Origin of the sequence: Pantoea sp. 22096 (assembly GCF_052045955.1) — a bacterium.
GTDB classification, from domain to species: Bacteria; Pseudomonadota; Gammaproteobacteria; order Enterobacterales; family Enterobacteriaceae; genus Pantoea; species Pantoea alfalfae.
Genome location: NZ_JBQEPW010000001.1, coordinates 1,847,293 through 1,872,521 on the forward strand (window position 1 = coordinate 1,847,293; position 25,229 = coordinate 1,872,521).

A 25,229-nucleotide genomic window follows, 5' to 3' on the forward strand; every position below is an offset into this window, starting at 1 on the left:
ATGTTTAACTGCCAGAGTAAAATCCTGGATGTGAGTACGTACCAGACTAATCACATATTCAAATCCGTCTAAGTCTGGCAGCAATAAACTAGCTCGACGCGCAGGGAACAGGGTCAGAAGAGGAAAGCGTCCCGCGCCAGGGATGGCGCGGGCAGAGCGTCCAGGGACTGGCTTGAGCGTCTTTCCGATCTGACCGTGTTCCCTGAGCAGGCTCACTCTCCACAGCGAATCCGGCCAGACTTTGTTAATGAGTCTGAATAACCAATCAGCCGCGGCGCCGTTTAACCGCTGCCGCCAGCTGACGCAGCACCTTGTCCGTATCTTCCCAGCCGATACAGGCGTCGGTGACGCTTTTGCCATAGACCAGTGGCTCGCCGCTCTCCAGACTCTGGTTGCCTTCCACCAGATGACTCTCAATCATCACACCGACAATCGCCTGCTCACCGTTAATCAGCTGCTGTGAGACATCGTCTGCTACGATCATCTGACGCTGGAACTGCTTGCTGCTGTTGGCGTGGCTGAAATCGATCATCACCTGCTGTGGCAGACCCGCTTTTGCCAGGCCCTCTTTGACCTCTGCAACATGCTGCGCACTGTAGTTCGGCTCTTTGCCGCCGCGCAGAATGATGTGGCAGTCATCGTTGCCGCTGGTTTCCACAATGGCGGAGTGACCATACTTTGTCACTGACAGAAAACAGTGTGGCGATCCCGCTGCGTTAATCGCATCAATCGCGACCTTGATGGTGCCATCGGTGCCGTTTTTAAAGCCAACCGGGCAGGAAAGACCGGATGCCAGCTCGCGGTGTACCTGAGATTCCGTGGTGCGCGCACCAATCGCGCCCCAGCTCATCAGGTCAGCCACATACTGCGGGGTAATCATATCCAGAAACTCGCCCGCTGCCGGTAAGCCGCTGTCGTTGATCTCCAGCAGCAGCTTACGCGCCAGACGCAGACCGTCGTTAAGCTGGTAGCTGTTATCCATATAGGGGTCGTTAATCAGCCCTTTCCAACCCACCGTGGTGCGCGGCTTTTCAAAATAGACCCGCATGACCACTTCCAGCTCGCCTTTCAGCTCATCACGCAACGCCAGCAGGCGGCCTGCATACTCTTTCGCCGCTTCGGTGTCATGAATTGAACAGGGTCCAATCACCACCAGCAGACGATCGTCCTTGCCCTGCAGGATCTGATGAATCGCCTGACGGGCCTGTGAAACGGTCTGTGCAGCACGATCGGTCGCCGGGAATTTTTCGAGCAGCGCAACAGGAGGTAACAGCTCTTTAATCTCTTTGATGCGTAAATCATCGTTCTGGTAATTCATACTGATTCCATATTATTTCTTGCCCGACGCCCGCCGGACACATCCTGCCCAATGTAGCCCGAAGCGCCAGGGGTGTAAATTCCTGCTGCGGGTTAAATGTGCGGGTCATATTTGCATTAATCAGCTTAGCGACTAGACTTTTTAATGGTAAGCACTGAGGAAAGTCCCGCTTACCTTATTTAATTACCCTGTTTAAGCCAACTGGCGAATTTTATTTCGTCAGGAATTTTTTTACCCGAAATTGCACCTCTGGGCTTAAAGCCTCTTCATTTATTAACGGGAGCATAATGATGAAAAAGTTTGCCTTAATCTTTTTGACAGCAGCAATGACACTGAGCAGCGGCGCGGTACTGGCTGCAGACAGCAGCAGCAATAACGGTACAGCGAATCAGGCAGCCAGTGCAGGTGCAGCGGCGGGTGGAGCAAAAGAGAATCTGCCACCAAATAATGTTGATAACAGCAAAATTAATAACACTGGCACCGACACAAATCCTGCAACGTCTGGCAGCACCACCAGCCATGGTAATATGTCTGCTAACGAAATGGACCAGAACGCCCAGTGTAAAGATGGCAAATGTCCGAACATCAACAAAAAAGTTCAGACTAAAGTGGGCGGCGGCGACGTAGATACCAAAACCGACGGCACCACCCAGTAATTCTGTTTAAAACCAGGAGAGCTGACGTTCTCCTGGTTTTTCTCCCCTCTGCCCCACTCTTCCGCTATGCTAATCCTGTGAAATTTACAGGAAATCCTTCATGGCCGTTTTGCTTCTGATTGACGATCATCCGCTGGTTGAAGTGGCACTGGAAGCTGCCCTGAGCCAGTCACCCATACCCATTAAACTCCTCTCTGCCATCAGTGAAAAAGCCGCCCGCCCCTTACTTCAGGAGCCACTGGACATTATCGTGCTGGATATCGGCCTGCCGGACAGTGATGGCCTGGAGTTTCTTCGTCGTCTGAAGATCCATCGGCCTGATTGCCCGGTGCTCATCTACTCTGCGCAGCAGACCCGCCACTATGTGCGTCGCGCCCAGGCGCTGGGTGCGGCCGGTTACGTGGTAAAGAGTCAGCGCATGACGCAATTACTCAGCGCCATCCTGGCGGTGCTGGGCGGTCAGACGGCCTTTCCGGTGATGGATGATGAGCCTGAGCTGCCCCTGACCCAGAAGGAGCGTCAGATTCTGGCACTGCTGGCCAGTGGACTATCCAATCTGCAAATCGCGGCTCAGTTGCACATCAGTAACAAAACGGTCAGTACTCATAAAAAGAACATTCTGGAAAAAACCGGAGCACGCTCAGTAGTGGAACTGGCTGACCTGTGGAAAGCCCAGCAGTGAGGGTTATTCTGCTGATCCTGCTGTTCTGGTGCGGCACCGGCCTGGCTGAGGTGCGTCCGGTGAGCAGCGTGAATCTGCCGATGATGCTGCCGGTGACGCACGCGGAAACGATGCAGGGCAGGATCCTGCGCGTCGGCCTGCTGGAAGAGAACCACGCGCCCTGGGCAATGCGCATCGGCAATGACCTCTATGGCATCAATGCCGACTATCTTTCCGCGCTGCGACAGCTGACCGGTGCGCAGTTCACGCTTAACCTCTACAGCGATCAACCACATCTGATGCAGGCGCTGACCAGCGGCCAGATCGATTTTGCGCTGGGCATGTGGAGCGACCCACTGCCACCCGGCACCCTGAGCAGCGAAAACTGGTTCAGCAGTCCGCTGCGGGTTTACCGCAATCAGCAAAACCAGCGTGCCGTGATGTTTAACAGCCAGAATGCCTCGCTTGCTATCAGTGACAGCACGCTGGCACAGCTGCCATCTGCGCTGGCGGCCCGTCACAGCTGGCAACGCTACAGCAGCGACCTGCAGGCGCTCTATACCCTGCTTAATCAGCAAAATGACTATGTGGTGGCAGATGAGACCAGCGCCGGTTTTCTGCTGAGCCAGCTGCAACAGGGCCAGATTTATCAGATCGCCTCCCATATTGAGGCCGGCCAGCTCAACCTGCGCGCGGTGGCGCGCGATCCCCAGCTTATCAGCTGGATAAATCAGAGCCTGCGTCAGTTGCCTGCAGAACTGATGAACACGCTGCAGGCGCGCTGGAGCAGTACGCTGCCGCGCTATCAGGACACCCAGACTCTGATGCTCAGCCCCGCTGAGCGCGCCTGGATTGCCGATCATCCGCGTATTACCTATACCGCCGAACCGGACAACTATCCCTGGAGTTATCGCGATGCCAGCGGAACTGCCCGAGGCTATGGCGTGGATTTGCTGAAAGCGATTGCGCAGAGCACCGGATTAGCGTTTGAGCCGGTGTGGGTCAGTAATCCCCGTCAGGCCAGCACGCTGATTCAGCAAAAGCAGGCAATGCTGCAGCTGATGCAGCCGCTGAATGGCGATGCGATGCAGAGCACGTCGCTGCCGGTGTGGCGTGCGCTGTGGGGCATTTATAGCGTCCAGTCCGATACGCTGGCTCACTGGCGCGACCTGCAGGGCAAGCGGATCGGCGTGTTGCAGGATGACCTGGCGCTGCGTCTGCTGCCTGCGGATCTCAAGCCACAGCCGTTTGCCGATCGTAATAGTCTCTATGACGCGCTGGCAAAGGGGCAGATCGATGTGCTGGTCGATAACGTGCTCTCCGCCCGCTGGCGCATCGCCAGCCGGGATGATGCCCGTATTCATCTCGCCTTTGCCGCCAGCGATATCGCCTGGCCAATCGCGCTGGGCGTCACGCCTGAGCAGCCGGTGCTGCGCACCCTGCTGGATCGCGCGCTGCAGCAGATCCCGGCTGACACACAGAGCCAGATGCGCGACAGCTGGTCAACCCCGCCGCAGCCCGGCAGCGTGATAGCGATGCGTTCGCTGCCGATGATGGTGCTGGCGGTGGCAGGTGCGGCCATTGTGCTGCTGCTGTTGCTGCTGGCGCGCCGCTACTGGCAACAGCGCCGGGAACGTCAGCAGCGTGAACAGGCGGAACATGCCAATGCAATGAAAAGCCAGTTTCTGGCGACCGTCAGTCATGAGCTGCGTACCCCAATGCAGGCGATCCTGGGTCTGCTGGAGCTGGAGAAGCAGCAGCACAGCAGCCAGAACCTTTCGCTACTGCACAGCAGCGCACAATCGCTGCTGACTCTGCTGAATGACCTGCAGGATCATGCACGCATCGAGAGCAACAGTTTTACCCTGGCACCTCGCCCGCTGGCGCTGGCGCAGTGGCTCGATCAACAGCAGCATTTTTATCATCCGTTGATGCGCGCTGACGGCCCACGTCTGATCGTCGAGGCGCTGACGCCGCTGCCTGGCACCGTATTGATTGATGCCGACCGCCTTCAGCAGGTTGTAAACAACCTGATGACCAATGCGCTTAAATTCACCCGCCACGGCGCGATTCGCCTGACGCTGGCCGCACAGCAACAACAGTTGATTCTGACAGTGAGCGACAGCGGCAGCGGTATTCCGCCAGAGGAGCAGCAGAAGCTGTTTGATCCCTGGTATCAGGCGCCGTCCGGTAAATCGGTTTCGGTGCAGGGCAGCGGCCTGGGGCTGTTTATCTGCCGGGAAATGGTGCTGCGGATGGGCGGCGACATCCGGCTCGCCTCTGAACCTGGGCACGGTACTCAGGTCACCGTGACGCTGCCGCTGCAGATCTGCGCACCGGTAAACCACGCAGACGACACGACCCTGCCCGGCTTTCCACAGCTTAGGGTGGCGATTGTCGATGACCATCCAGCCAATTTGCTGGTGATGCAGCAGCAGCTGGCGCGCTTTGCAATTCAGGCTGACATCTTCGAACAGGGACGCGCACTGCTGCAGGCCGACGCAAAGCAGCCTTATGATCTATTGTTTATCGACCAGATGATGCCGCGCCCTGACGGTACGCTGTTGTTGCGCATATTGCGTCGTCGTGACCGCCAGCGCAGACGTCAGGCGATGCGGGTGCTCTGCTCGGCTGACGCGCAGCTGCTGTCGCAGTCACCTGAGGCGGGCGAGCGTGTGCTGATTAAACCGGTGCAGTTAGCCGATCTCAGCGCGCTGCTGGCAGAGTGGCAGCAGGAGTGGCAGGACGATCCGCTGGCGACACTGGATGACAACCTGTGGCAGCTGGCGCAGCAGAATGACAAATTCCTCAGCCGTCTGAGCCAGACGTTGCACAGTACGGTGACACAGGACCTGGCTGTGATGCGTGAGGCACACGAACGCGCAGACTGGACGCAGTTCGCCGAAGCAGCACACCGGATGAAAGGAAGCTGCTTGCTGGCAGGGCTGGAGCATGGCGCGCAACTCAGCCAGCAGCTGACGGAGCAGGTTAAACAGCATCAGGACACGTCTGAGACGTGGCAATTACTGATATTATTCGCAAACAGGTTACTGAAAAAACTGGAATCTTATGGCACATACCCACACTCATAGCGGGCAGGATAGTAATCGCACGCGTCTGGCGGCCGCCTTCGGGGTGACAGTCGTCTTCATGGTTGCTGAAGTCATTGGCGGCTGGCTCTCAGGTTCACTGGCGCTGCTGGCGGACGCCGGGCATATGCTGACCGACGCCGCCGCTCTGTTGATGGCCTTGCTGGCGGTCCATTTCTCACGCCGTAAACCTAATGCACGCCACACCTTTGGCCTGCTGCGTCTGACCACGGTAGCGGCATTTGTTAACGCGATTGCGCTGCTGGGCATTACCGTGCTGATCGTCTGGGAGGCAGTGCGTCGCTTTGCCGACCCGCAGCCGGTGACGGGCGGATTGATGCTGGGGATCGCGATTGGCGGCCTGCTGGCCAATATTCTGTCATTCTGGCTGCTGCATCACGGCAGTGGAGAAAAGAACCTCAACGTGCGGGCTGCCGCGCTGCATGTCATGGGTGACCTGCTGGGTTCGGTGGGCGCGATTGTGGCGGCGGTGATTATTCTGCTGACCGGCTGGACGCCTATCGACCCGATTCTGTCACTGCTGGTCTCCCTGCTGGTGCTGCGCAGCGCCTGGGCGCTGCTGCGTGAAAGTCTGCAGGAGTTACTGGAAGGGACACCGCATTCGCTGGATGTGAACCGGCTGATACGGGATCTGACGCTGAACATCGCCGAAGTGCGCAATGTTCACCATGTGCATCTGTGGCAGGTCGGCGAAAAGCCGCTGCTGACGCTGCATGCGCAGGTCATCCCGCCTTACGATCACGATGCGCTGCTGCATCGTATCCACGACTATCTGCGCCAGCACTATCAGATTGCGCATGCGACCGTGCAGATGGAGTATCAGCCCTGTGCCGGTGCCGAGTGTGAACTCGGCTTAAGCAGCGCTGCTGCCTCCGGCCATGATCACAGTCATTCTCACGACCATGATCATGACCCTGCGCACGCTAAAGGCGAAGCGCACACTCACTGAGCCGAGAGCGCGCGGGAACCCTGTTGCCGCGCGCTGCGGATCCACATACGCGATCCGTTCAGCGCAATCAGCGTCAGAATCACATACTCCAGCGACATCGCATACACGCCCTGACGGGCGAAAATCATCACGCTAATCACGTTGATGATGACCCACAGCAGCCAGTTCTCAACATATTTTCGTGTCATCAGCACCATCGCCGCAATCGACAACACCATCAGGCAGGAATCCCAGAACGGGAAGGCATCCGGCTGCAACGCGGGCATCGCTACCGACAGGCCAAGACCGTTCATCAGCGTCACCGCTGTACGGGTTAACAGCGCAAACACCGGATCGATATAGAGGGTCATCAGCGCAATGGCGATCACACAACCCGCCGCCCAGGCCAGCGCTTTGGGCAGTGGCAGCCAGCGGATTTTCAGCTCGACCTGATGATCGGCGGTCTGACGGCTCCAGGCGTACCAGCCATAGATATTGGCGGCAAAGAAGAAGAGCTGCAGCAGGAGGCTGGCATAGAGCTGGATCTGAAAGAAGATCACCGCAAACAGCGTCACGTTGATCAAACCGAACGGATAGTTGATGATTTTTTCCAGGCTGGCAAACCAGATACAGAGTAAGCCCGCCAGCGTGCCGATGGCCTCAATCCATGAGAGATCGTAGCCCCCGGCACCCAGAGGAATATGAACCAGAATATTATGTGTGCTGAAGAAATCCATGCTGAGCACCTGTCCGGGAACGCTTAGGCGTTGCCCTTCACGTTGAGTTTAAGTTCCGCTGCAAAGGATAGCATGCGATTAAGCGGCAGTAACGCCGCCTCACGCAGCGCCTCATCCACGTGAATCTCATGTTCCGCCCCGCCCGTCTCCAGCGCCTCTGCGATGGCTTTGAGGCCGTTCATTGCCATCCATGGACAGTGAGCACAACTGCGGCAGGTTGCGCCCTCACCCGCGGTCGGCGCTTCCAGCAGCTCTTTGTCCGGTACTGCCTGCTGCATCTTGTAGAAGATGCCGCGATCGGTGGCGACAATCATCTGCGGATGTGGCAGGGATTTCGCCGCCTGAATCAGCTGGCTGGTCGAGCCGACCGCGTCCGCCAGATCGACAATCGCCTGCGGCGACTCCGGGTGCACCAACACCGCTGCGTCGGGATAGAGCGCTTTCATACGCTGCAGCGCCTGGGTTTTAAACTCGTCATGCACAATGCAGGCACCCTGCCAGCAGAGCACATCCGCCCCCGATTTATGGGTGACGTAGCGGCCAAGATGACGATCCGGTGCCCAGATGATCTTTTCGCCCAGGCTGTCGAGATGCTCAATCAGCTCAACCGCAATGCTGGACGTCACTACCCAGTCGGCCCGCGCTTTGACAGCCGCTGAGGTATTGGCATAGACCACGACGGTGCGATCGGGATGGGCATCACAGAAGGCGTTAAACTCTTCGATTGGACAGCCCAGGTCCAGGGAGCACTCCGCCTGCAGCGTCGGCATCAGCACGGTTTTTTCGGGACTGAGGATTTTGGCGGTTTCGCCCATAAAGCGTACGCCTGCCACCAGCAGTGTGGTGGCAGAATGGTGGCTGCCAAAGCGCGCCATCTCCAGCGAGTCAGAGACGCAGCCGCCGGTCTCTTCCGCCAGCGCCTGAATTTCCGGATCGGTGTAGTAGTGCGCCACCATCACCGCGTTACGCGCCTTCAGCAGCGCTTTGATTTTCTCACGGTAAAACGCCTTCTCGTCGTCACTCAGACGAGCAGGTTTAGGTGGAAAAGGGTAAACGGCGCTTTCAGGATCGAACATCACACTCATGACACAGCTCTCGTTTTATCTAATTAACGAAAATCGCCTGATAAGGCGAATAATGGCGATGAATCCGCCGTCGTGTTTTATATGCTAAACACGATAACGGAAAAGTCAGACTGTGTCGTGGGATTTTTAGTCCGCCTGTATCACTAACTGGACCGGCTCTGGAGCCGCTTTGTCGGGAAGCGACTGCGGCGCTTCCAGCGCCAGCAGGAAAGCTTTGATATCCAGCCCGCCTGCAAAGCCGGTCAGCTTGCCGTTGGCACCGATCACGCGGTGGCATGGCGCAACAATGGAGAGTGGATTACGGCCATTGGCCGCGCCGACCGCCCGTACTGCCAGCGGATGGCCGATCTCTCTGGCAATCTGGCTGTAGCTGCGCGTTTCACCAAACGGAATCGCCACCAGCGCTTGCCAGACTTTTTTCTGAAACTCGGTACCAACAAAATCGAGCGGCAGCTCAAAGCAGCGACGCGCACCGGTAAAGTACTCGCTGAGCTGACGCTCAGTTTCAAGCAGGATGGGATGATCGTCATCGCGCGTCTGGGGCAAAAATCGGGTGCGCTTCGGATCATCATTTTCCCACAAGATGCCCGCCAGGCCACTGTCGCTGGCGACCAGTTTCAGCTCGCCTACCGGGGTAACTATCGGTTTGAAGTAGTACATAGTGATTCTCCCGTCACGGTTTCATCGCCTATTATCGCACTTTTCATCAGCCTGACTGGCTGTTTTCGGTCATGGTTCTAAACTGTTGTGCTGTCCGAAAACAGCCAGTCTCTCGGGATTCACCATTGTAGGCTGTGCTTATTTACCGGAGAAATACCATGATCGATCCCGACATTGCTTATCAGGCGCTGACCTCTCGTGATACCCGCTTTGACGGCGTTTTCTTTGTGGGCGTGACGTCAACCGGTATCTATTGCCGTCCGATCTGCCCGGTCAAAGCACCCATGCAGAAGAATTGCCTTTTCTTCAGCAGCGCCGAGGCAGCGGAAAAAGCGCGCTTCCGTCCCTGCCTGCGCTGCCGGCCAGAACTGGCACCCGGCAATGCGCCCGTTGATCAGCCGCATCGTGTGGCGGAGCGGCTGATTCAGCGCATTGAGGAAGGCATGCTGGAGGAGCGCGAAGGTCTGGAAGCGATTGCCGCTGAATTCGGCCTTAGCCTGCGTCAGCTGCGCCGTATCGTGCAGCTTGAACTCGGCGTCTCGCCGATGGAGCTGAAGCAGACGCGGCGTATGCTGCTGGCAAAACAGCTGCTGACCGAAACACAACTGCCGGTTACAGAAGTCGCCTACGCCAGCGGTTTCAGCAGCCTGCGTCGCTTTAATGACGTGTTCCAGGCGCGCTACCGCATGACGCCGAGCGCGCTGCGTCGGGACGATACGGGCACTCAACGTGCGCAGCCCGGCGACCGCGTGACGCTGCGGCTGGCCTATCGCCCACCCTACGACTGGGCAGCGATGCTCTGGTTTTTGCAGACGCACCTGATGAAGGAGGTCGAAGCAGTGGAAGATGGCAGCTGGCGACGCACCGTGGCGCTGGGTCGCTGCCGGGGTTGGGTCAGCGTTTCCCATCTGCCGCAGAAGAACGCATTGCAGGTGACGCTCTCAACGTCCCTGACGCCAGTGCTGCCTCTGCTGCTGCGCCGTCTGCGTGACCTGTTCGATCTTGACGCGCAGCCGCAGCGTATCGCCGCCTGCCTGGCCCAGGATCCGCTGCTGGCGCCCAGCCTGATCGCGCATCCGGGTCTGCGCGTGCCTGGCGCGTTTGACGCTTTTGAGCTGGGCGTGCGCGCCATTATCGGCCAGCAGGTAACGGTCAAAGCAGCCACCACGGTCAGCAGCCGCTTTGCCGCCGCCTTCGGTGAGCCCTGCGAGACGCCTTTTGCCGATCTCACCCGTTATACCGCGCTTCCTGAACGTATCGCCGGACTGACGGTGGACGATGTTGCACCGATGGGCATTGTCAGCGCCGCGCGCTCCCGCGCCATCATCGCCTTTGCCAGCGCCTGCGCCAGCGGTGACCTGCGTCTTAGCGCCGCTCAGCAGCCTGACGAGGTGATAAAAAAGCTGGTCAGCCTGCCGGGCATTGGCCCCTGGACAGCGCATTATATCGCGATGCGCGCCCTGCGCTGGCCGGATGCTTTTCCCAAAGAGGATATCGCCATCCGTAACAACCTGGGCGGCCTGTCATCCAAAGAAGCGGAAGCGCGCTCGCAATCCTGGCGTCCCTGGCGCAGCTATGCGGTGATGCATATCTGGGAGAGCCTGGCGGTGGCAAAGGTGAAGAAAAAGGCGTGAGGGCGAGATTTGGGGCAACTCTGCCAACAATACAGAAGCTCAACGCGCAGGGAACAAGGTCAGAAGAGGAAAGCGTCCCGCGCCAGGGACAAAAACGCCAGTGATGCTTTCAGACTGTTGAGGAAAGCAAACCAGGGTAATTTTCCCAACATTACAGATGCTCAACGCGCAGGGAACAGGGTCAGAAGAGGAAAGCGTCCCGCGCCAAAGACAAAAACGCCAGTGATGCTTTCAGACTGTTGAGGAAAGCAAACCAGGGTAATTTTCCCAACAATACAGATGCTCAACGCGCAGGGAACAGGGTCAGAAGAGGAAAGCGTCCCGCGCCAGGGACGGCGCGGGCCGAGCAGGTCAGGGATGACGGCTTTTGCGTCTTTCCGATCTGACCCTGTTCTCTGCGCAGGCTCGATCAAACAGCGGGCAGCGACAACCTCAAGCACTTGAGGTGTTTTGCTTCTTCAAAGTGAGTTAGTGCCGCAGAAACGAAAAAAGCGCCTTAACGGCGCTTCTTTCTTAATGGGTGGGTCGTGCAGGATTGCCTCGGCCCTTCCAGGGCCTCACCCTCCGGGTGATGCTGACGCATCAGCCTGAATCGCCGGGCGATTCAGTCGAACCTGCTGCAGGTTCTCACCCTGCACGATAAAGTCCGTGCCCCGGAAACGAAAAAAGCGCCTTAAAGGCGCTTCTTTCTTAATTGGTGGGTCGTGCAGGATTGCCTCGGCCCTTCCAGGGCCTCACCCTCCGGGTGATGCTAACACATCAGCCTGAATCGCCGGGCGATTCAGTCGAACCTGCTGCAGGTTCTCACCCTGCACGATAAAGTCCGTGCCCCGGAAACGAAAAAAGCGCCCTGAGGGCGCTTCTTTCTTAATGGGTGGGTCGTGCAGGATTGCCTCGGCCCTTCCAGGGCCTCACCCTCCGGGTGATGCTAACGCATCAGCCTGAATCGCCGGGCGATTCAGTCGAACCTGCTGCAGGTTCTCACCCTGCACGATAAAGTCCGTGCCCCGGAAACGAAAAAAGCGCCTTAAAGGCGCTTTTTTCTTAATTGGTGGGTCGTGCAGGATTCGAACCTGCGACCAATTGATTAAAAGTCAACTGCTCTACCAACTGAGCTAACGACCCGCTGGGGGCTTACAACCCTTCAGCGCGCCAGGCGGCTGAGATAAGATGGTGGGTCGTGCAGGATTCGAACCTGCGACCAATTGATTAAAAGTCAACTGCTCTACCAACTGAGCTAACGACCCATCTTAGGTTGTGAAGCAATGCTGAAGTGTTCTTCTTAAAACAGCGCGGTAAAAGCGCGTCTGAAGGAGATGGTGGGTCGTGCAGGATTCGAACCTGCGACCAATTGATTAAAAGTCAACTGCTCTACCAACTGAGCTAACGACCCATCTTCAGGCTGACCAGACACTTTTCAATGTGTCCCGGCAACGGCGGCATATATTACTGATTTAGCGGGGTAGCGCAACTCTTATTTCTGCTAAATGCTTCAGTTGCTTACCTTTCATACGGCAAGACCAGAAATCACACGATATCTGGTCTGAACCGGACAAATTACAGGCCTGCCAGACGTTTCTGCGCCTGTTTAGCAGATTCGGTGTCTGGATAAAGTTTGATCACCTGCTGGAAGACCGCTTTGGCTTTCGCCGTATCTTTCTTCTCCTGCATGATGACACCCACTTTCAACAACGCTTCTGCAGCTTTCGGCGACTTCGGATAATTCTTCACCACCGTGGCGTAATAATAAGCCGCGTCGTCCTTTTTGCCTTTGTTGTAGTTCAGCTGACCCAGCCAGTAATTCGCATTCGGCTGATAGGTCGAATCAGGGTAACGTTTTACCCACGCCTGAAGCGCGCTGATCGCCTGGTCATACTGTTTCTTCTCCAGAATCAGCGCCACAGCCGCATTGTAATCGCTGTTGGCATCGCCGGTCTGCGCGGGTGCGCTCCCCGTGGATGCTGCCGCGCCTGCGGTTGCTGCTGCGCCTGTATCCGCTGCGGCGTCGCTGCCGGCAGCCTGCTGCCCGCCGCTGCTGCTGGCGCTGCTTAGCGTGTCAATCTGCTGGTAGAGCTGCTTCTGCCGCTCAACCACCTGATTCAACTGATACGTGTTTTGCTGGATTTGCCCACGCAGCGCATCAATATCACGCTGGTTATCACTCATCTGCTGCTGCAGTTGCTGCATCAGCTGTGCCTGGGCATTAGAGATTCGTTCAAGAGTGGTGACACGGTCTTCGACCGAGCCGGAGCCAACGTTACTGATTGACGCTTGGGCATTAGCGGCCCAGGGGGCCGCTACGCCAATCAGTAACGACAGACTCAACAGATGACGTCTGAAGTTACTAACCATGTGATTCTCTTAGTAGACCAGTACGGCACGACGGTTTTTAGAATACGCTGCTTCGTCATGACCCAGAACGGCTGGCTTCTCTTTACCGTAAGAAACGATAGACATCTGATCAGCCGACACGCCTTTACCCTGCAGGTACATTTTAACGGCGTTAGCACGACGTTCGCCCAGGGCGATGTTGTATTCCGGCGTACCGCGCTCATCCGCGTGACCTTCAATGGTCACTTTGTATGATGGGTTGCTGCGCAGGAAGGTCGCGTGCTGATCCAGCATCTGTGCGTAATCAGACTGAACGTCATACTTGTCCAGGCCGAAGTACACGATGTTGTTCTGCTGCAGCTGCTGCATCTGCAGACGAGCCTGCTCGTCAGAAGACATGTTGCCGCCGTTACCGTTCATGCCAGAGTTTGCACCGTAAGCGCCATCAGCGCCCATGCCAGTCTGGTCATTGTTGTTGTTTTTGTGTGAGCTACAAGCCGCTACTGCCAGAACCGGCAGAGCCAGCATCAAACCCTTCAGCACTTTGTTCAGTTGCATTTCAAAAATCCCATTATTGTTTATTGTTTGCGATGTCTGAACTGTCAGACATTACAGATACGGCGACCAGGCAGGAAATTTGACCTGTCCATCAGTTGCCGGAAGACGCGCTTTGAAACGACCGTCGGTTGAAACCAACTGCAGCACGGAACCCATCCCCTGAGTAGAGCTATAGATTACCATTGTGCCGTTTGGTGCCAGGCTCGGCGTTTCATCCAGGAACGTGTCCGTTAACGTTTGAACGGCTCCCGTTTCCAGATCCTGTTTGGCGACGTGTTGAGCACCACCGCTGGTGCTAATCATCACCATAGATTTACCATCTGTTGCGACATCCGCATCCTGGTTCTGACCACCTTCCCAGGTAATACGCTGTGGCGTGCCGCCGTTAAGGCCGACTTTATAGATCTGAGGCGCACCCGCCTGATCCGAGGTATAAGCCAGCGTCTGGCTGTCCGGGAACCAGGTTGGTTCAGTGCTGTTATAGCGGCCATCTGTCACCTGACGCGTCTGACCTGACGCCAGATCCATCACATAGAGGTTCAGACTGCCGGTTTTAGAGAGCGCGAAAGCGAGCTTAGAGCCATCTGGCGAAAACGCCGGTGCACCGTTATGACGTGGATAAGAGGCGACCTGACGGATAGCACCGTTAGACAGCGTCTGAACCACCAGCGCAGATTTGCCGCTTTCAAAGGTCACGTAGGCAACTTTGCTGCCATCCGGAGACCAGGCTGGCGACATCAGTGGCTGTGGTGAACGATGTACCACAAACTGATTGTAACCATCGTAGTCAGCGACGCGCAGCTCATACGGGAACTGACCGCCGTTGGTCTGCACGACATAGGCGATACGGGTACGGAAAGCACCTTTAATGCCGGTCAGCTTCTGGAACGTCTCATCACTGGCCGTGTGGGCAGCATAACGCAGCCACTGTTTAGTCACTTTATACGAGTTCTGAGCCAGTACGGTACCTGGCGCACCGCCGGTATCAACCAACTGGTAAGAAACCTGATAGCTGCCATCCGGGTTAGAAGCAACCTGACCGACGACAACGGCATCAATGCCGAGCGCGCTCCAGGCGGCAGGCTGAACTTCCTGCGCGCTGGCAGGCTGCTGTGGCAGACGCGAGCGATCCAGTGGATTAAATTTGCCACTGTTGCGCAGGTCAGCCGCCACGATACCGCCGACATCTTCTGGCGCGGCACCCGCACCCGCCCATTTAAACGGCACCACACCAATCGGGCGCGCGGTGTTAACACCCTGGGTGATCTCAATTCGAACTTCTGCATGCAGCATGGCTGCCCACAGCAGGATAAAAAAGCCTAACGTAACGCGAAGAGCTTGCTTCATTTTATCTCCCTTATCTGAACCTCAGTCCACGATAATTGGCACTGTTCCTGGAAACCACGAGTACAACTTAAGTACGGCAAGCTAAACATAGATCAACTTGCCGACCGTGACTGCATTATTGCGGTTTAAAACGCATCGGGGCGTTTTTAAACACTTCGTAGACCGCCTGCGAAGGCGGCTTCGGAATACGTGCCTGTTTGGCGGCAGCAATCGCGGCCTGACAGAGCGCGGGATCGCCCCCCTCTGACTTAACATCAATCAACAAGCCGTCAGGCGCAAGTTTAATCCGCAAATCACAGGTTTTTCCGCGATACAGATCGGCATCGTAGAATCGGCTCTGAATCGCGCTCACAACCTGACCCATGTAGGAGTTGATCTCCGCGCCTGATGCGCCCGCTTTCTTCTGGTTGCCCTGCCCTGCTGCGCCACCTGAGGTGCCGCTTTTCGGTGCATTTTTGCCGGAAGCGAGTCCACCCAGTAAATCATCGACATCGCTGTCGTTAGCCGCATCAGCGGCCGCTTTCGCTTTGGCATCTGCTTTGGCTTTAGCAGCGGCATCCGCTTTTGCTTTGGCTGCCGCATCGGCTTTGGCTTTTGCCGCGGCATCGGCTTTCGCCTTGGCAGCCGCTTCTGCCTTCTCTTTTGCGGCTTCTTTGGCCGCCTCAGCTTTCTCTTTCGCGGCTTCAGCGGCCTTCTCTTTCGCCGCCTCTGCGGCTTTTTCTTTGGCTTCTGCAGCTTTCTCTTTCGCTTCTTCGGCCGCTTTCACTTTGGCCTCAGCCGCCGCTTTGGCATCCGCTTCAGACTTTGCTTTGGCTTCCGCAACGGCTTTCTCTTTTGCCGCGGCCGCCGCCGCGGCTTTCGCCTGCTGATCAGCCTGCTTCTTTGCGTCGGCAGCGGCCTGCTTCGCCTGCTCGGCGGCGGCTTTTGCCTGTGCATCCGCCTGGGCTTTCGCATCCGCTTTAGCTTTGGCTGCCGCTGCTTCAGCGGTTTTCTGCTGTTCCTGAGCCTGCTTAGCGGCCTCTTCAGCTGCTTTCTGTTGCTCAGCCTGCTGTTTAGCCTCTTCTTTCGCCGTTTCCTGCGCGGCCAGACGCTCTTTTTCCAGCGCTTTCAGACGCTGCTGTTCAGCGGCCTGTTTCTGTTGCAGCTCTTCAGCCTGCTGCTGCGCCTGCTTTTTACGCTGCTGCTCAGCCCGCTGGCTGTCACTCTGCTGGTTCTGCTGACGATTGTATTGACTTACGACGGCACCAGGATCGACCATCACTGCATCAATATCACTGCCACCACCACCCGCACTGCTGGGGTCAACATGCTCATTAAACGAGCTCCAAATCAGCAGCGCGATCAGCACGATGTGCAGAATCACCGAAATGATTATCGCGCGCTTTAACTTCTCGTTTTGCTCGGTTGCCTTCGACACACTCGGTTCCCAAAAAACGGTTCGATTTTAAATCGGCTGCGTCATCAAACCGACAGATTTAACACCCGCCTGATGCAGCAGGTTGAGCGCTTTAATAATTTCATCGTAAGGCACCTCTTTCGCGCCCCCGATCAAAAAGACCGTCTTAGGATTCGCTTCCAGTCGACGCTGCGCTTCGCTGATGACCTGCTCAGGGGGGAGTTGGTCCATACGATCGTGATCCACGACCAGGCTGTACTGCCCCACGCCCGCTACTTCGACAATTACCGGCGGATTATCGTCGCTGGAAACCGTTTTAGAATCGGTCGCATCCGGCAGATCCACTTCCACGCTCTGGGTAATAATGGGTGCCGTCGCCATGAAGATCAGCAACAGCACCAGCAGGACGTCCAGTAGCGGAACGATGTTGATTTCCGACTTCAGGTCGCGGCTTTTGCGACCACGTACTCTGGCCATCATTAACCTCTATTTACTTAGCGCTATCGCTGGAGAAAGCCTGGCGATGCAGGATGGCAGTGAACTCTTCCATAAAATTGTCGTAGCCCTGCTCCAGTTTGTTTACGCGCTGGTTCAGACGGTTATACGCCATGACCGCCGGAATCGCGGCAAACAGGCCGATTGCGGTCGCAATCAGTGCTTCAGCAATACCCGGTGCCACCATCTGCAGCGTCGCCTGCTTCACCGCGCCCAGCGCGATAAAGGCGTGCATAATTCCCCAGACGGTACCGAACAGCCCGATGTAAGGACTGATAGAGCCGACCGTTCCCAGGAACGGAATGTGGTTTTCCAGCGCTTCCAGCTCACGGTTCATTGAGATGCGCATAGCACGACTCGCTCCGTCAATGACCGCTTCCGGCGCATGATTATTGGCGCGATGCAGGCGGGCAAACTCTTTGAAGCCGGAATAGAAAATCTGCTCTGAGCCGCCCAGTTCTTCCCGGCGCTCCTGGCTCTCCTGATACAGGCGCGAGAGTTCGATGCCGGACCAGAATTTGTCTTCAAACGCCTCCGCTTCTCTTCCCGCCGCATTCAGAATACGTGTGCGCTGAATAATGATGGCCCAGGAGGCAATAGAAAAGCCGATCAAAATCAACATGATAAGTTTGACCAGAAGGCTCGCCTTCAGGAACAAATCAAGAATGTTCATGTCAGTCACTGCTTGAACTCCGCGACAATAGACTTGGGAAGCGCAATCGGCTTCATCAGGTGTGGGTTAATGCAGGCAATCAGGACTTCTGCCTCATTGAGCACTTTGCCTTCAGTATTCACGATACGCTGCGTGAACGTCATGGTAGCCCGTGTCATTGATGTGACCTCACTCTGGATCTCCAGAAGGTCATCAAGACGCGCCGCCGCCAGATAGTCCACCGATATGCGCCGTACCACAAAAGCGATCTGCTGTTCTAACAGCGTCTGCTGATTGAAATGGTGCTGTCGCAACATTTCGGTACGTGCTCGTTCATAAAAAGCGATATAGCTGGCGTGATAAACCACACCACCGGCATCAGTATCTTCGTAGTAGACCCGAACCGGCCAGCGAAACAGCGTTGTACTCACTCTACATCCCGGCCTCGTTTTAAACGTTGCTACTATACGCAAGAGAATTGGGGTTGGGAATGGGTCGCCAGAGCCAGGCGAAAATAATTATCGCTCCGTAACAAACGGAACGATTTCAGAGAGATTTATTGACCCGGCGCTGACAAATATTCACTGACAGCGCGGGTGAGGCGGGGATTAAAGGTAAAAACGGTCAAGCGCAATCAATAACACCAGCAGAGCCGGTAACGGCGTAAACAGCGCCTGCCATCGGGTTTTCCGTGGCCGGAAACCCACACCGTGAATTACGCCGCAGCAGACCGCCCAGATCAGCACCAGCCCCTGCAGAGCAGGAAGCTGGCCCGCCTGATTAGCAAAACGGGTCGGATCCCACATCACGCCGCCCGCCGTCAGCAGCGCCAGCAGCAGTGAAAGGGCCCGTAACGGGCCCTTATCCATCAGATCATAGAGCATCCGAATTGGCGTGCGCATCAGTGAGTCTCATCCTGCGCTTCAACGTGTTCAATCGCCAGAGCGGTCACGATACCAAAGGCACAGGCCAGCAACGTGCCGAGAATCCAGGCAAAATACCACATGCGACATCTCCTTTATTAATAGAGTGAGTGACTGTTGCTTTCAATCTGCTCTTTGGTAATACGGCCAAACATCTTCCAGTAGCACCAGGTGGTGTAAATCAGAATGATTGGGACAAAGATAGCGGCGGCCACGGTCATGGTTTGCAGCGTCAGCAGACTGGACGTTGCGTCCCACATTGTCAGGCTGGTCCCCGGCACGGTGCTGGATGGCATAATGAACGGAAACATCGCAATGCCGGCGGTCATGATGACGCAGGCCAGGGTCAGTGAGGAGAACAGGAACGCCCAGGCGCCCTTCTCAACCCGCGAGCAGAGTGCGGTAAGCAGCGGCAGCACTGAACCGAGCAGCGGGAACAGCCACAGTACAGGATGGTTCTGGAAGTTGACCATCCAGGCACCCGCTTCGCGTACGACAGTTTTTCCCAGTGGATTCGAGGCGGCGAAGTGATCCACTGTGCTGGTCACCACATAACCATCGATACCGTATTTCACCCAGACACCCGCCAGGATGAAGCAGACCATCATCACCAGCGCGGCAAGTTGTGCAGCGGTACGCGAACGCAGATGCAGTTCGCCAGTAGTGCGCATCTGCAGGTAGGTTGCGCCCTGCGCCAGAATCATCGCCACACTGACCACACCCGCCAGCAGGCCAAACGGATTCAGCAGCTGGAAGAAGTTGCCGGTATAGAACAGGCGCAGATACGCATCGGCATGGAATGGCACGCCCTGTAACAGGTTGCCAAAGGCCACGCCAATCACCAGCGGCGGCACGAAGCTGCCAATAAAAATGCCCCAGTCCCAGGCACCGCGCCAGCGGTTATCTTCAATCTTCGAGCGGTAATCGAAACCGACCGGACGGAAGAACAGCGACGCGAGCACCAGAATCATCGCCACATAGAAGCCGGAGAAGGCTGCCGCGTAAACCATCGGCCAGGCAGCAAATAGCGCGCCACCCGCGGTGATCAGCCAGACCTGGTTACCGTCCCAGTGCGGAGCGATACTGTTAATCATGATGCGACGTTCAGTATCAGTGCGGCCCAGCATGCGCGTCAGCATCCCGACGCCCATATCAAAACCATCTGCGACAGCAAAGCCAATCAGCAGCACGCCGATCAGCAGCCACCAGACAAAGCGCAGAACTTCATAATCAAACATGGTCGCTCTCCTTATCCCTGAACCGGCTGAGTGGTTGCCGTGATCTGCTCATGATGATAACGCCCGGTTTTCAGGCTACTCGGTCCAAGGCGGGCGAATTTGAACATCAGGTACATCTCTGCCACCAGGAACAGCGTGTAGAGTCCGCAGATCAGGATCATCGAGAACAGCAGATCGCCAACAGTCAGCGAGGAGTTGGCCACTGCTGTCGGCAGGATTTCACCGATAGCCCAGGGCTGACGACCATACTCCGCCACGAACCAGCCTGATTCGACAGCAATCCAGGGTAAGGGAATACCAAACAGCGCCGCTTTCAGTAACCAGCGGTTTTTGCCGACGCGATTGCGTATTACGCTCCAGAAGGAGAGCGCGATGATACCCAGCAGCAGTACGCCACACAGCACCATGATGCGGAAGGCGAAGTAGAGCGGCGCCACACGTGGGATAGAGTCCTGCGTGGCCTGTTTGATCTGTGCTTCGGTCGCATCCGCTACGTTGTCGGTATAGCGCTTCAGCAGCAGACCATAACCGAGATCCTGCTTGTGGCTGTTGAACGCGTCACGTACTGCGGGATCCTGACTGCCGCTGCGCAGTTCATTCAGCAGGGTGTAGGCTTTCATGCCATTACGGATACGCACTTCATGCTGAGCCATCAGATCTTTCAGACCGGTGACCGGCTTATCGATGGACCGGGTCGCGATAAGGCCCAGCAGCCACGGGATCTGCACGGCATACCGGTTCTCCTGCGTTGCCTGATCGGGCAGGCCAAACAGCGTAAATGACGCCGGGGCTGGCTGGGTTTCCCACTCCGCTTCGATAGCGGCCAGCTTGGTTTTCTGCACGTCGCCCATTTCGTAGCCTGACTCATCGCCCAGCAGAATCACGGAGAGCACCGCCGCCATACCAAAGCTGGCCGCGATAGCGAACGAGCGTTTAGCAAAAGCAATGTCACGCCCTTTCAGCATGTACCACGCGCTGATACCCAGAATGAACATCGCGCCGGTGGTGTAACCGGCCGCAACGGTGTGAACAAATTTAACCTGCGCCACCGGGTTCAGTACCAGCTCAGAGAAGCTGACCATTTCCATGCGCATGGTTTCGAAGTTGAATTCCGAGGCGATGGGATTCTGCATCCAGCCGTTGGCAACCAGAATCCACAGCGCAGACATATTCGAGCCCAGCGCCACCAGCCAGGTCACCGCCATGTGCTGCACTTTACCCAGCCGATCCCAGCCAAAAAAGAACAGGCCGACAAAGGTCGATTCCAGGAAGAACGCCATCAGACCCTCAATGGCGAGCGGCGCGCCGAAGATATCGCCGACGTAGTGAGAGTAATATGACCAGTTTGTCCCGAACTGAAATTCCATGGTCAGGCCTGTGGCGACACCCAGCGCAAAGTTAATACCAAATAACTTGCCCCAGAACTTCGTCATATCTTTATAAATTTGTTTGCCGCTCAGGACATAAACCGTCTCCATGATCGCCAGCAAAAACGCCATACCCAGCGTTAAAGGGACGAACAGAAAATGGTACATCGCTGTTAAGGCAAACTGTAACCGCGACAGTTCGACGATATCTAACATAAGGACTCCTTGCTCCTCGCTTTGTCTCTGTCACGCGCGCGATCAGAACGAACGTAATCAGAGTCAGGAACGGCTGTTTATTGATTCCAGTTTTTTTATTACCAGCAGAACAGATCTGTGAGCTGCCCGAACAGGCGAGTAGCGAATGAAGCAGCTCTGAAAATTGTCAATCCGCGCTTTCATTAACGCGTGCTTTAACAGGAGAAAAGCGGGTGTCATCCCGGGTTGAGCAGACGTTTGAAAATTTGTGTAAAAGGCTGGATTGATGCAGCGCAATTTACGCTCTTAGCGTTGCGCTTTGCCAGCGATATAGTTGGATTTAAATCGTGATTAATTGATCTGGATTAACGCAATAAGTTTCCAGATAAAGTCAGGTGGGTTTCTTGTTAATGAGATGTCATTAATGAAATAAGGCGGGGAAAAAATAGTTTACCTTTGATACTTTTTTTTAACGCAACCAATACCTGAATGGTTATTTGACTCTGCCCTCTTCTTTTTAATTGTCTGCGTTAAGACTGTGCGTTACCGGCATAAAAAAAAGCCACCCGGAGGTGGCTTAGTCTCAGATGACGCCGACTTAATTTGCCGGTAATACGGCTTTAACCGCGTCACCGATGTCAGCCAGGCTGCGAACGGTCTTCACACCTGCGGCTTCCAGCGCAGCAAATTTCTCATCTGCTGTACCTTTACCACCGGCAATGATGGCGCCAGCATGGCCCATGCGCTTGCCTTTCGGCGCGGTTACGCCAGCAATGTAGCCCACAACCGGTTTGGTCACGTGCTCTTTGATGAAGGCGGCGGCTTCTTCTTCTGCGCTACCACCGATTTCACCAATCATCACGATCGCTTCAGTCTGTGGATCGTCCTGGAACATTTTCAGGATGTCGATGAAGTTAGAGCCAGGGATCGGGTCACCACCGATGCCGACGCAGGTTGACTGGCCGTAGCCGATGTCAGTGGTCTGCTTAACCGCTTCATAGGTCAGGGTGCCTGAACGGGAAACGATACCGACGCGGCCCGGCTGATGAATGTGGCCCGGCATGATGCCGATCTTACATTCGCCTGGGGTGATCACGCCCGGGCAGTTTGGACCGATCATCCGCACGCCCGCTTCATCCAGCTTCACTTTCACAGTCAGCATATCCAGGGTCGGGATACCTTCGGTGATGGTGATGATCAGTTTGATACCTGCTTCAATCGCTTCCAGGATGCCATCTTTACAGAAAGGCGCCGGAACGTAGATCACGGTGGCGGTTGCGCCGGTCGCTTCTACCGCTTCGCGTACGGTGTTGAACACCGGCAGGCCAAGGTGAGTCGTGCCGCCTTTGCCTGGCGTTACGCCGCCAACCAGCTGGGTGCCGTATGCCAGCGCCTGCTCAGAATGGAAAGTCCCCTGGCCACCGGTGAAACCCTGGCAAATGACTTTGGTGTTTTTGTCGATCAGAATGGACATTATTTACCCTCCGCGGCAGCAACAACACGCTGTGCGGCGTCTGTCAGGCTGGTTGCTGCAATGATGTTCAGACCGCTGTCCGCCAGTTTCTGTGCGCCCAGCTCGGCGTTGTTACCTTCCAGACGTACCACCACTGGCACGTTCACACCCACTTCAGCGACTGCGCCAATGATGCCATCGGCAATCAGATCACAGCGTACGATACCGCCGAAGATGTTAACGAAGACGGCTTTAACCGCATCGTCAGACAGGATGATTTTGAAGGCTTCGGTCACGCGCTCTTTCGTTGCGCCACCGCCGACATCAAGGAAGTTGGCTGGCTGACCGCCATGGTGCTTAACGATGTCCATGGTGCCCATCGCCAGACCTGCGCCGTTAACCATACAACCGATGTTGCCTTCCAGCGCAACATAGTTCAGTTCCCACTGTGTCGCATGCGCTTCACGTGGATCTTCCTGGCTTGGATCGCGCATTTCGCGCAGCTCTGGCTGACGGAACAGGGCATTGCCATCGGCACCCAGTTTGCCATCCAGGCAGATCAGATCGCCCTGTTTAGTGATGACCAGCGGGTTGATCTCAACCATCGCCAGATCGCGCTCCAGGAACAGGGTCGCCAGACCCATGAAGATCTTGGTGAACTGTCCTACCAGCTTGCCGGTCAGGCCAAGTTTGAACGCCAGCTCACGGCCCTGATAAGGCTGCGGGCCGGTCAGGGGATCCAGCGCCATTTTGTGGATCAGGTGCGGGGTCTCTTCCGCCACTTTTTCGATTTCCACGCCGCCTTCGGTAGAGGCCATGAAAATCACGCGACGCGTTGCGCGATCGACCACCGCGCCCAGGTAGAGCTCCTGATCGATGTCGGTTGCCGCTTCAACCAGAATCTGGTTTACCGGCTGGCCGTTTGCGTCTGTCTGATAGGTCACCAGACGTTTGCCCAGCCAGTTTTCAGCAAATGCGCGAATCTCTTCTTTGCTGTTAACCACTTTCACACCGCCCGCTTTACCGCGGCCACCGGCATGAACCTGACATTTAACTACCCACGGGCCTGCGCCAATTTTAGAGGCTGCTTCTTCCGCTTCACGTGGTGTAGTACAGGCGTAACCCGTTGGTGCCGGCATGCCATACCGTGCAAACAGTTGTTTCGCCTGGTATTCGTGTAAGTTCATGATGTTCTATCCATTCAGGTCTGAAAAGAGTATTGAGGTTGGGCGCGCGAGGCGCGCCCGGTGAAAATCAGACATCCAGCAGCAGACGCGCCGGATCTTCCAGCATCTCTTTCACTGCAACCAGATAACCCACTGATTCACGGCCATCGATCAGACGGTGGTCATAAGAGAGCGCCAGGTACATCATTGGCAGCACCACGACCTGACCATTGACCGCCATAGGGCGATCTTTGATAGCGTGCATGCCCAGGATGGCGCTCTGCGGTGGGTTGATGATTGGGGTGGACATCAGGGAACCAAAGACGCCGCCGTTGGTAATGGTGAAGTTACCGCCGGTCAGATCGTCAACTGTCAGCTTGCCGTCACGGCCTTTCACTGCCAGCTCTTTGATTTTCTTCTCAATGTCCGCCATGCTCAGCGCATCAACGTCACGCAGAACGGGGGTCACCAGACCGCGTGGCGTAGAGACCGCGATGCTGACGTCGAAGTAGTTGTGGTAAACCACATCTTCGCCATCGATGGACGCATTCACTTCCGGATAGCGTTTCAGTGCTTCAACAACCGCTTTGATGTAGAAGGACATAAAGCCCAGACGTACACCGTGACGCTTCTCGAAGGCCTCACCATACTGCTTACGCAGATCCATGATGGGCTTCATGTTAATTTCATTGAAGGTCGTCAGCATCGCCGTGCTGTTTTTCGCTTCCAGCAGACGCTCGGCAACGCGCTTACGCAGACGGGTCATCGGCACGCGTTTTTCGCTGCGATTCGCCACGGGTTGCTGCACGGCTGCAGTTTCTGCCGCTGGTGCGGCGGCTTTGGCAGCCTGCGGTTTGTTGGCCAGATGTTTTTCAACATCTTCACGGGTCAGACGACCACCCACACCGCTGCCTTTGATCTGTGAGGCATCAAGATTGTGCTCTGCAATCAGACGGCGGATAGCCGGGCTGAGCGCATCGTTGCTCTCTTCTTCCAGTGACGCAGTCTGACGCTGAGCCGGGGTAGACTCTTTGCTTTCAGACTTCGCGCTGCTCTCTTTACCGGCGCTGTTGCCCTCTTTCAGACGACCCAGGATCTGGCGGGAAGTGACGGTGGCGCCCTCTTCTTCCAGAACCGCTTCCAGGATACCGTCAGCAGAGGCTGGCACTTCCAGTACAACTTTGTCAGTTTCGATTTCGACCAGCACTTCATCGCGAGTGACTGCATCGCCTGGTTTTTTATGCCAGGTTGCCACAGAGGCATCGGCAACCGATTCAGGCAGGTCGGGAACGAGAATATCTACGCTACTCATTATCTTT

At 56.2% G+C, this 25,229-nt stretch carries 23 protein-coding genes, 3 tRNA genes and 3 other RNA genes; 5 read left to right on the forward strand and 24 right to left on the reverse strand.

The features are described 5' to 3' along the window. Nucleotides 1-265: 265 nt before the first annotated feature. The gene (gene aroG / locus ACTJKZ_RS08620; protein ID WP_285086145.1) at nucleotides 266-1,318 is read right to left on the reverse strand and encodes a 3-deoxy-7-phosphoheptulonate synthase AroG; all 1,053 of its coding nucleotides are present in this window, start codon (nucleotides 1,316-1,318) and stop codon (nucleotides 266-268) included. 287 nt (nucleotides 1,319-1,605) lie between these two features. On the opposite strand from aroG, the gene ACTJKZ_RS08625 reads away from it, so the two are divergent. The 4 genes from ACTJKZ_RS08625 (at nucleotide 1,606) to zitB (ending at nucleotide 6,694) form a co-directional block, all read left to right on the forward strand. Beyond that, nucleotides 1,606-1,974, forward strand: coding sequence for a YbgS-like family protein (locus tag ACTJKZ_RS08625; protein ID WP_202605056.1), 369 nt, complete (start codon nucleotides 1,606-1,608; stop codon nucleotides 1,972-1,974). A gap of 100 nt (nucleotides 1,975-2,074) precedes the next feature. Further along, a complete protein-coding gene (locus tag ACTJKZ_RS08630) occupies nucleotides 2,075-2,656 on the forward strand; it encodes a response regulator transcription factor (protein WP_161736266.1) in 582 nt (193 codons plus the stop codon). Further along, entirely contained in the window at nucleotides 2,638-5,727 is a 3,090-nt protein-coding gene (locus tag ACTJKZ_RS08635; RefSeq protein WP_440829455.1) for an ATP-binding protein, read from the forward strand. Before ACTJKZ_RS08630 ends, ACTJKZ_RS08635 begins: the two co-directional genes overlap by 19 nt. Beyond that, nucleotides 5,705-6,694: a CDF family zinc transporter ZitB gene (zitB, locus tag ACTJKZ_RS08640; protein ID WP_161736264.1), complete on the forward strand. Its 990-nt coding sequence runs from the start codon at nucleotides 5,705-5,707 to the stop codon at nucleotides 6,692-6,694. The genes ACTJKZ_RS08635 and zitB overlap by 23 nt, the downstream gene beginning before the upstream one ends. Here zitB and pnuC read toward each other — a convergent pair. The 3 genes from pnuC to ACTJKZ_RS08655 all read right to left on the reverse strand — a co-directional run bounded on the left by pnuC (nucleotide 6,688) and on the right by ACTJKZ_RS08655 (nucleotide 9,155). Continuing rightward, the gene (gene pnuC / locus ACTJKZ_RS08645; protein WP_161736263.1) at nucleotides 6,688-7,410 is read right to left on the reverse strand and encodes a nicotinamide riboside transporter PnuC; all 723 of its coding nucleotides are present in this window, start codon (nucleotides 7,408-7,410) and stop codon (nucleotides 6,688-6,690) included. The genes zitB and pnuC overlap by 7 nt on opposite strands. A 23-nt stretch (nucleotides 7,411-7,433) precedes the next feature. Further along, on the reverse strand, nucleotides 7,434-8,495 hold the full coding sequence (gene nadA / locus ACTJKZ_RS08650) for a quinolinate synthase NadA (RefSeq protein WP_222924340.1): 1,062 nt from the start codon (nucleotides 8,493-8,495) through the stop codon (nucleotides 7,434-7,436). Nucleotides 8,496-8,621: 126 nt separating this feature from the next. Next, complete coding sequence (locus ACTJKZ_RS08655) at nucleotides 8,622-9,155, reverse strand: methylated-DNA--[protein]-cysteine S-methyltransferase (protein WP_222924342.1); 534 nt, start codon at nucleotides 9,153-9,155, stop codon at nucleotides 8,622-8,624. A 158-nt stretch (nucleotides 9,156-9,313) separates the two neighbouring features. On the opposite strand from ACTJKZ_RS08655, the gene ACTJKZ_RS08660 reads away from it, so the two are divergent. Next, nucleotides 9,314-10,789, forward strand: a complete 1,476-nt coding sequence (locus ACTJKZ_RS08660; protein ID WP_440829456.1) for an AlkA N-terminal domain-containing protein — start codon at nucleotides 9,314-9,316, stop codon at nucleotides 10,787-10,789. Nucleotides 10,790-11,307: 518 nt separating this feature from the next. Here the strand turns inward: ACTJKZ_RS08660 and ACTJKZ_RS08665 are convergent. The 20 genes from ACTJKZ_RS08665 to odhB form a co-directional block, all read right to left on the reverse strand. Beyond that, nucleotides 11,308-11,441: non-coding RNA, RtT sRNA (locus ACTJKZ_RS08665), on the reverse strand. 43 nt (nucleotides 11,442-11,484) lie between these two features. Then, a non-coding RNA gene (locus tag ACTJKZ_RS08670) (RtT sRNA) lies at nucleotides 11,485-11,618 on the reverse strand. A gap of 43 nt (nucleotides 11,619-11,661) precedes the next feature. Further along, a non-coding RNA gene (locus ACTJKZ_RS08675) (RtT sRNA) lies at nucleotides 11,662-11,795 on the reverse strand. 43 nt (nucleotides 11,796-11,838) lie between these two features. Further along, nucleotides 11,839-11,914 (reverse strand) — tRNA-Lys (locus tag ACTJKZ_RS08680). Nucleotides 11,915-11,960: 46 nt separating this feature from the next. Further along, nucleotides 11,961-12,036 (reverse strand) — tRNA-Lys (locus ACTJKZ_RS08685). 70 nt (nucleotides 12,037-12,106) lie between these two features. Next, nucleotides 12,107-12,182 (reverse strand) — tRNA-Lys (locus tag ACTJKZ_RS08690). Nucleotides 12,183-12,346: 164 nt separating this feature from the next. Then, a complete protein-coding gene (cpoB, locus tag ACTJKZ_RS08695; protein WP_161732155.1) occupies nucleotides 12,347-13,141 on the reverse strand; it encodes a cell division protein CpoB in 795 nt (264 codons plus the stop codon). Nucleotides 13,142-13,150: 9 nt separating this feature from the next. Then, on the reverse strand, nucleotides 13,151-13,678 hold the full coding sequence (pal, locus tag ACTJKZ_RS08700) for a peptidoglycan-associated lipoprotein Pal (RefSeq protein WP_003853135.1): 528 nt from the start codon (nucleotides 13,676-13,678) through the stop codon (nucleotides 13,151-13,153). 51 nt (nucleotides 13,679-13,729) lie between these two features. After that, nucleotides 13,730-15,025, reverse strand: coding sequence for a Tol-Pal system beta propeller repeat protein TolB (tolB, locus tag ACTJKZ_RS08705; protein ID WP_013357155.1), 1,296 nt, complete (start codon nucleotides 15,023-15,025; stop codon nucleotides 13,730-13,732). Between the two features lie 115 nt (nucleotides 15,026-15,140). Further along, on the reverse strand, nucleotides 15,141-16,442 hold the full coding sequence (gene tolA / locus ACTJKZ_RS08710) for a cell envelope integrity protein TolA (protein ID WP_440829457.1): 1,302 nt from the start codon (nucleotides 16,440-16,442) through the stop codon (nucleotides 15,141-15,143). Between the two features lie 27 nt (nucleotides 16,443-16,469). Continuing rightward, nucleotides 16,470-16,898 (reverse strand): colicin uptake protein TolR, encoded by a 429-nt coding sequence (gene tolR / locus ACTJKZ_RS08715; protein ID WP_013357153.1) that lies wholly within the window; start codon nucleotides 16,896-16,898, stop codon nucleotides 16,470-16,472. Nucleotides 16,899-16,911: 13 nt separating this feature from the next. Beyond that, nucleotides 16,912-17,598, reverse strand: coding sequence for a Tol-Pal system protein TolQ (tolQ, locus tag ACTJKZ_RS08720; protein WP_003853142.1), 687 nt, complete (start codon nucleotides 17,596-17,598; stop codon nucleotides 16,912-16,914). Then, nucleotides 17,595-17,999 carry a tol-pal system-associated acyl-CoA thioesterase gene (gene ybgC, locus ACTJKZ_RS08725; protein ID WP_010260759.1) on the reverse strand — a complete coding sequence of 135 codons (405 nt, stop codon included), beginning with the start codon at nucleotides 17,997-17,999 and terminating at the stop codon, nucleotides 17,595-17,597. The genes tolQ and ybgC overlap by 4 nt, the downstream gene beginning before the upstream one ends. A gap of 177 nt (nucleotides 18,000-18,176) precedes the next feature. Further along, a complete protein-coding gene (gene ybgE, locus ACTJKZ_RS08730) occupies nucleotides 18,177-18,470 on the reverse strand; it encodes a cyd operon protein YbgE (protein ID WP_440829458.1) in 294 nt (97 codons plus the stop codon). Beyond that, complete coding sequence (gene cydX, locus ACTJKZ_RS08735; protein WP_013357150.1) at nucleotides 18,470-18,574, reverse strand: cytochrome bd-I oxidase subunit CydX; 105 nt, start codon at nucleotides 18,572-18,574, stop codon at nucleotides 18,470-18,472. Before cydX ends, ybgE begins: the two co-directional genes overlap by 1 nt. Nucleotides 18,575-18,589: 15 nt before the next feature. Continuing rightward, the gene (gene cydB / locus ACTJKZ_RS08740) at nucleotides 18,590-19,729 is read right to left on the reverse strand and encodes a cytochrome d ubiquinol oxidase subunit II (protein WP_440829459.1); all 1,140 of its coding nucleotides are present in this window, start codon (nucleotides 19,727-19,729) and stop codon (nucleotides 18,590-18,592) included. 11 nt (nucleotides 19,730-19,740) lie between these two features. Continuing rightward, complete coding sequence (cydA, locus tag ACTJKZ_RS08745; RefSeq protein WP_161732147.1) at nucleotides 19,741-21,312, reverse strand: cytochrome ubiquinol oxidase subunit I; 1,572 nt, start codon at nucleotides 21,310-21,312, stop codon at nucleotides 19,741-19,743. A gap of 577 nt (nucleotides 21,313-21,889) precedes the next feature. Beyond that, on the reverse strand, nucleotides 21,890-22,765 hold the full coding sequence (sucD, locus tag ACTJKZ_RS08750; protein WP_161732145.1) for a succinate--CoA ligase subunit alpha: 876 nt from the start codon (nucleotides 22,763-22,765) through the stop codon (nucleotides 21,890-21,892). Further along, entirely contained in the window at nucleotides 22,765-23,931 is a 1,167-nt protein-coding gene (gene sucC / locus ACTJKZ_RS08755; RefSeq protein WP_003853151.1) for an ADP-forming succinate--CoA ligase subunit beta, read from the reverse strand. Before sucC ends, sucD begins: the two co-directional genes overlap by 1 nt. A gap of 67 nt (nucleotides 23,932-23,998) precedes the next feature. Next, nucleotides 23,999-25,222 (reverse strand): 2-oxoglutarate dehydrogenase complex dihydrolipoyllysine-residue succinyltransferase, encoded by a 1,224-nt coding sequence (gene odhB / locus ACTJKZ_RS08760; protein WP_222924352.1) that lies wholly within the window; start codon nucleotides 25,220-25,222, stop codon nucleotides 23,999-24,001. Nucleotides 25,223-25,229 lie beyond the last annotated feature (7 nt).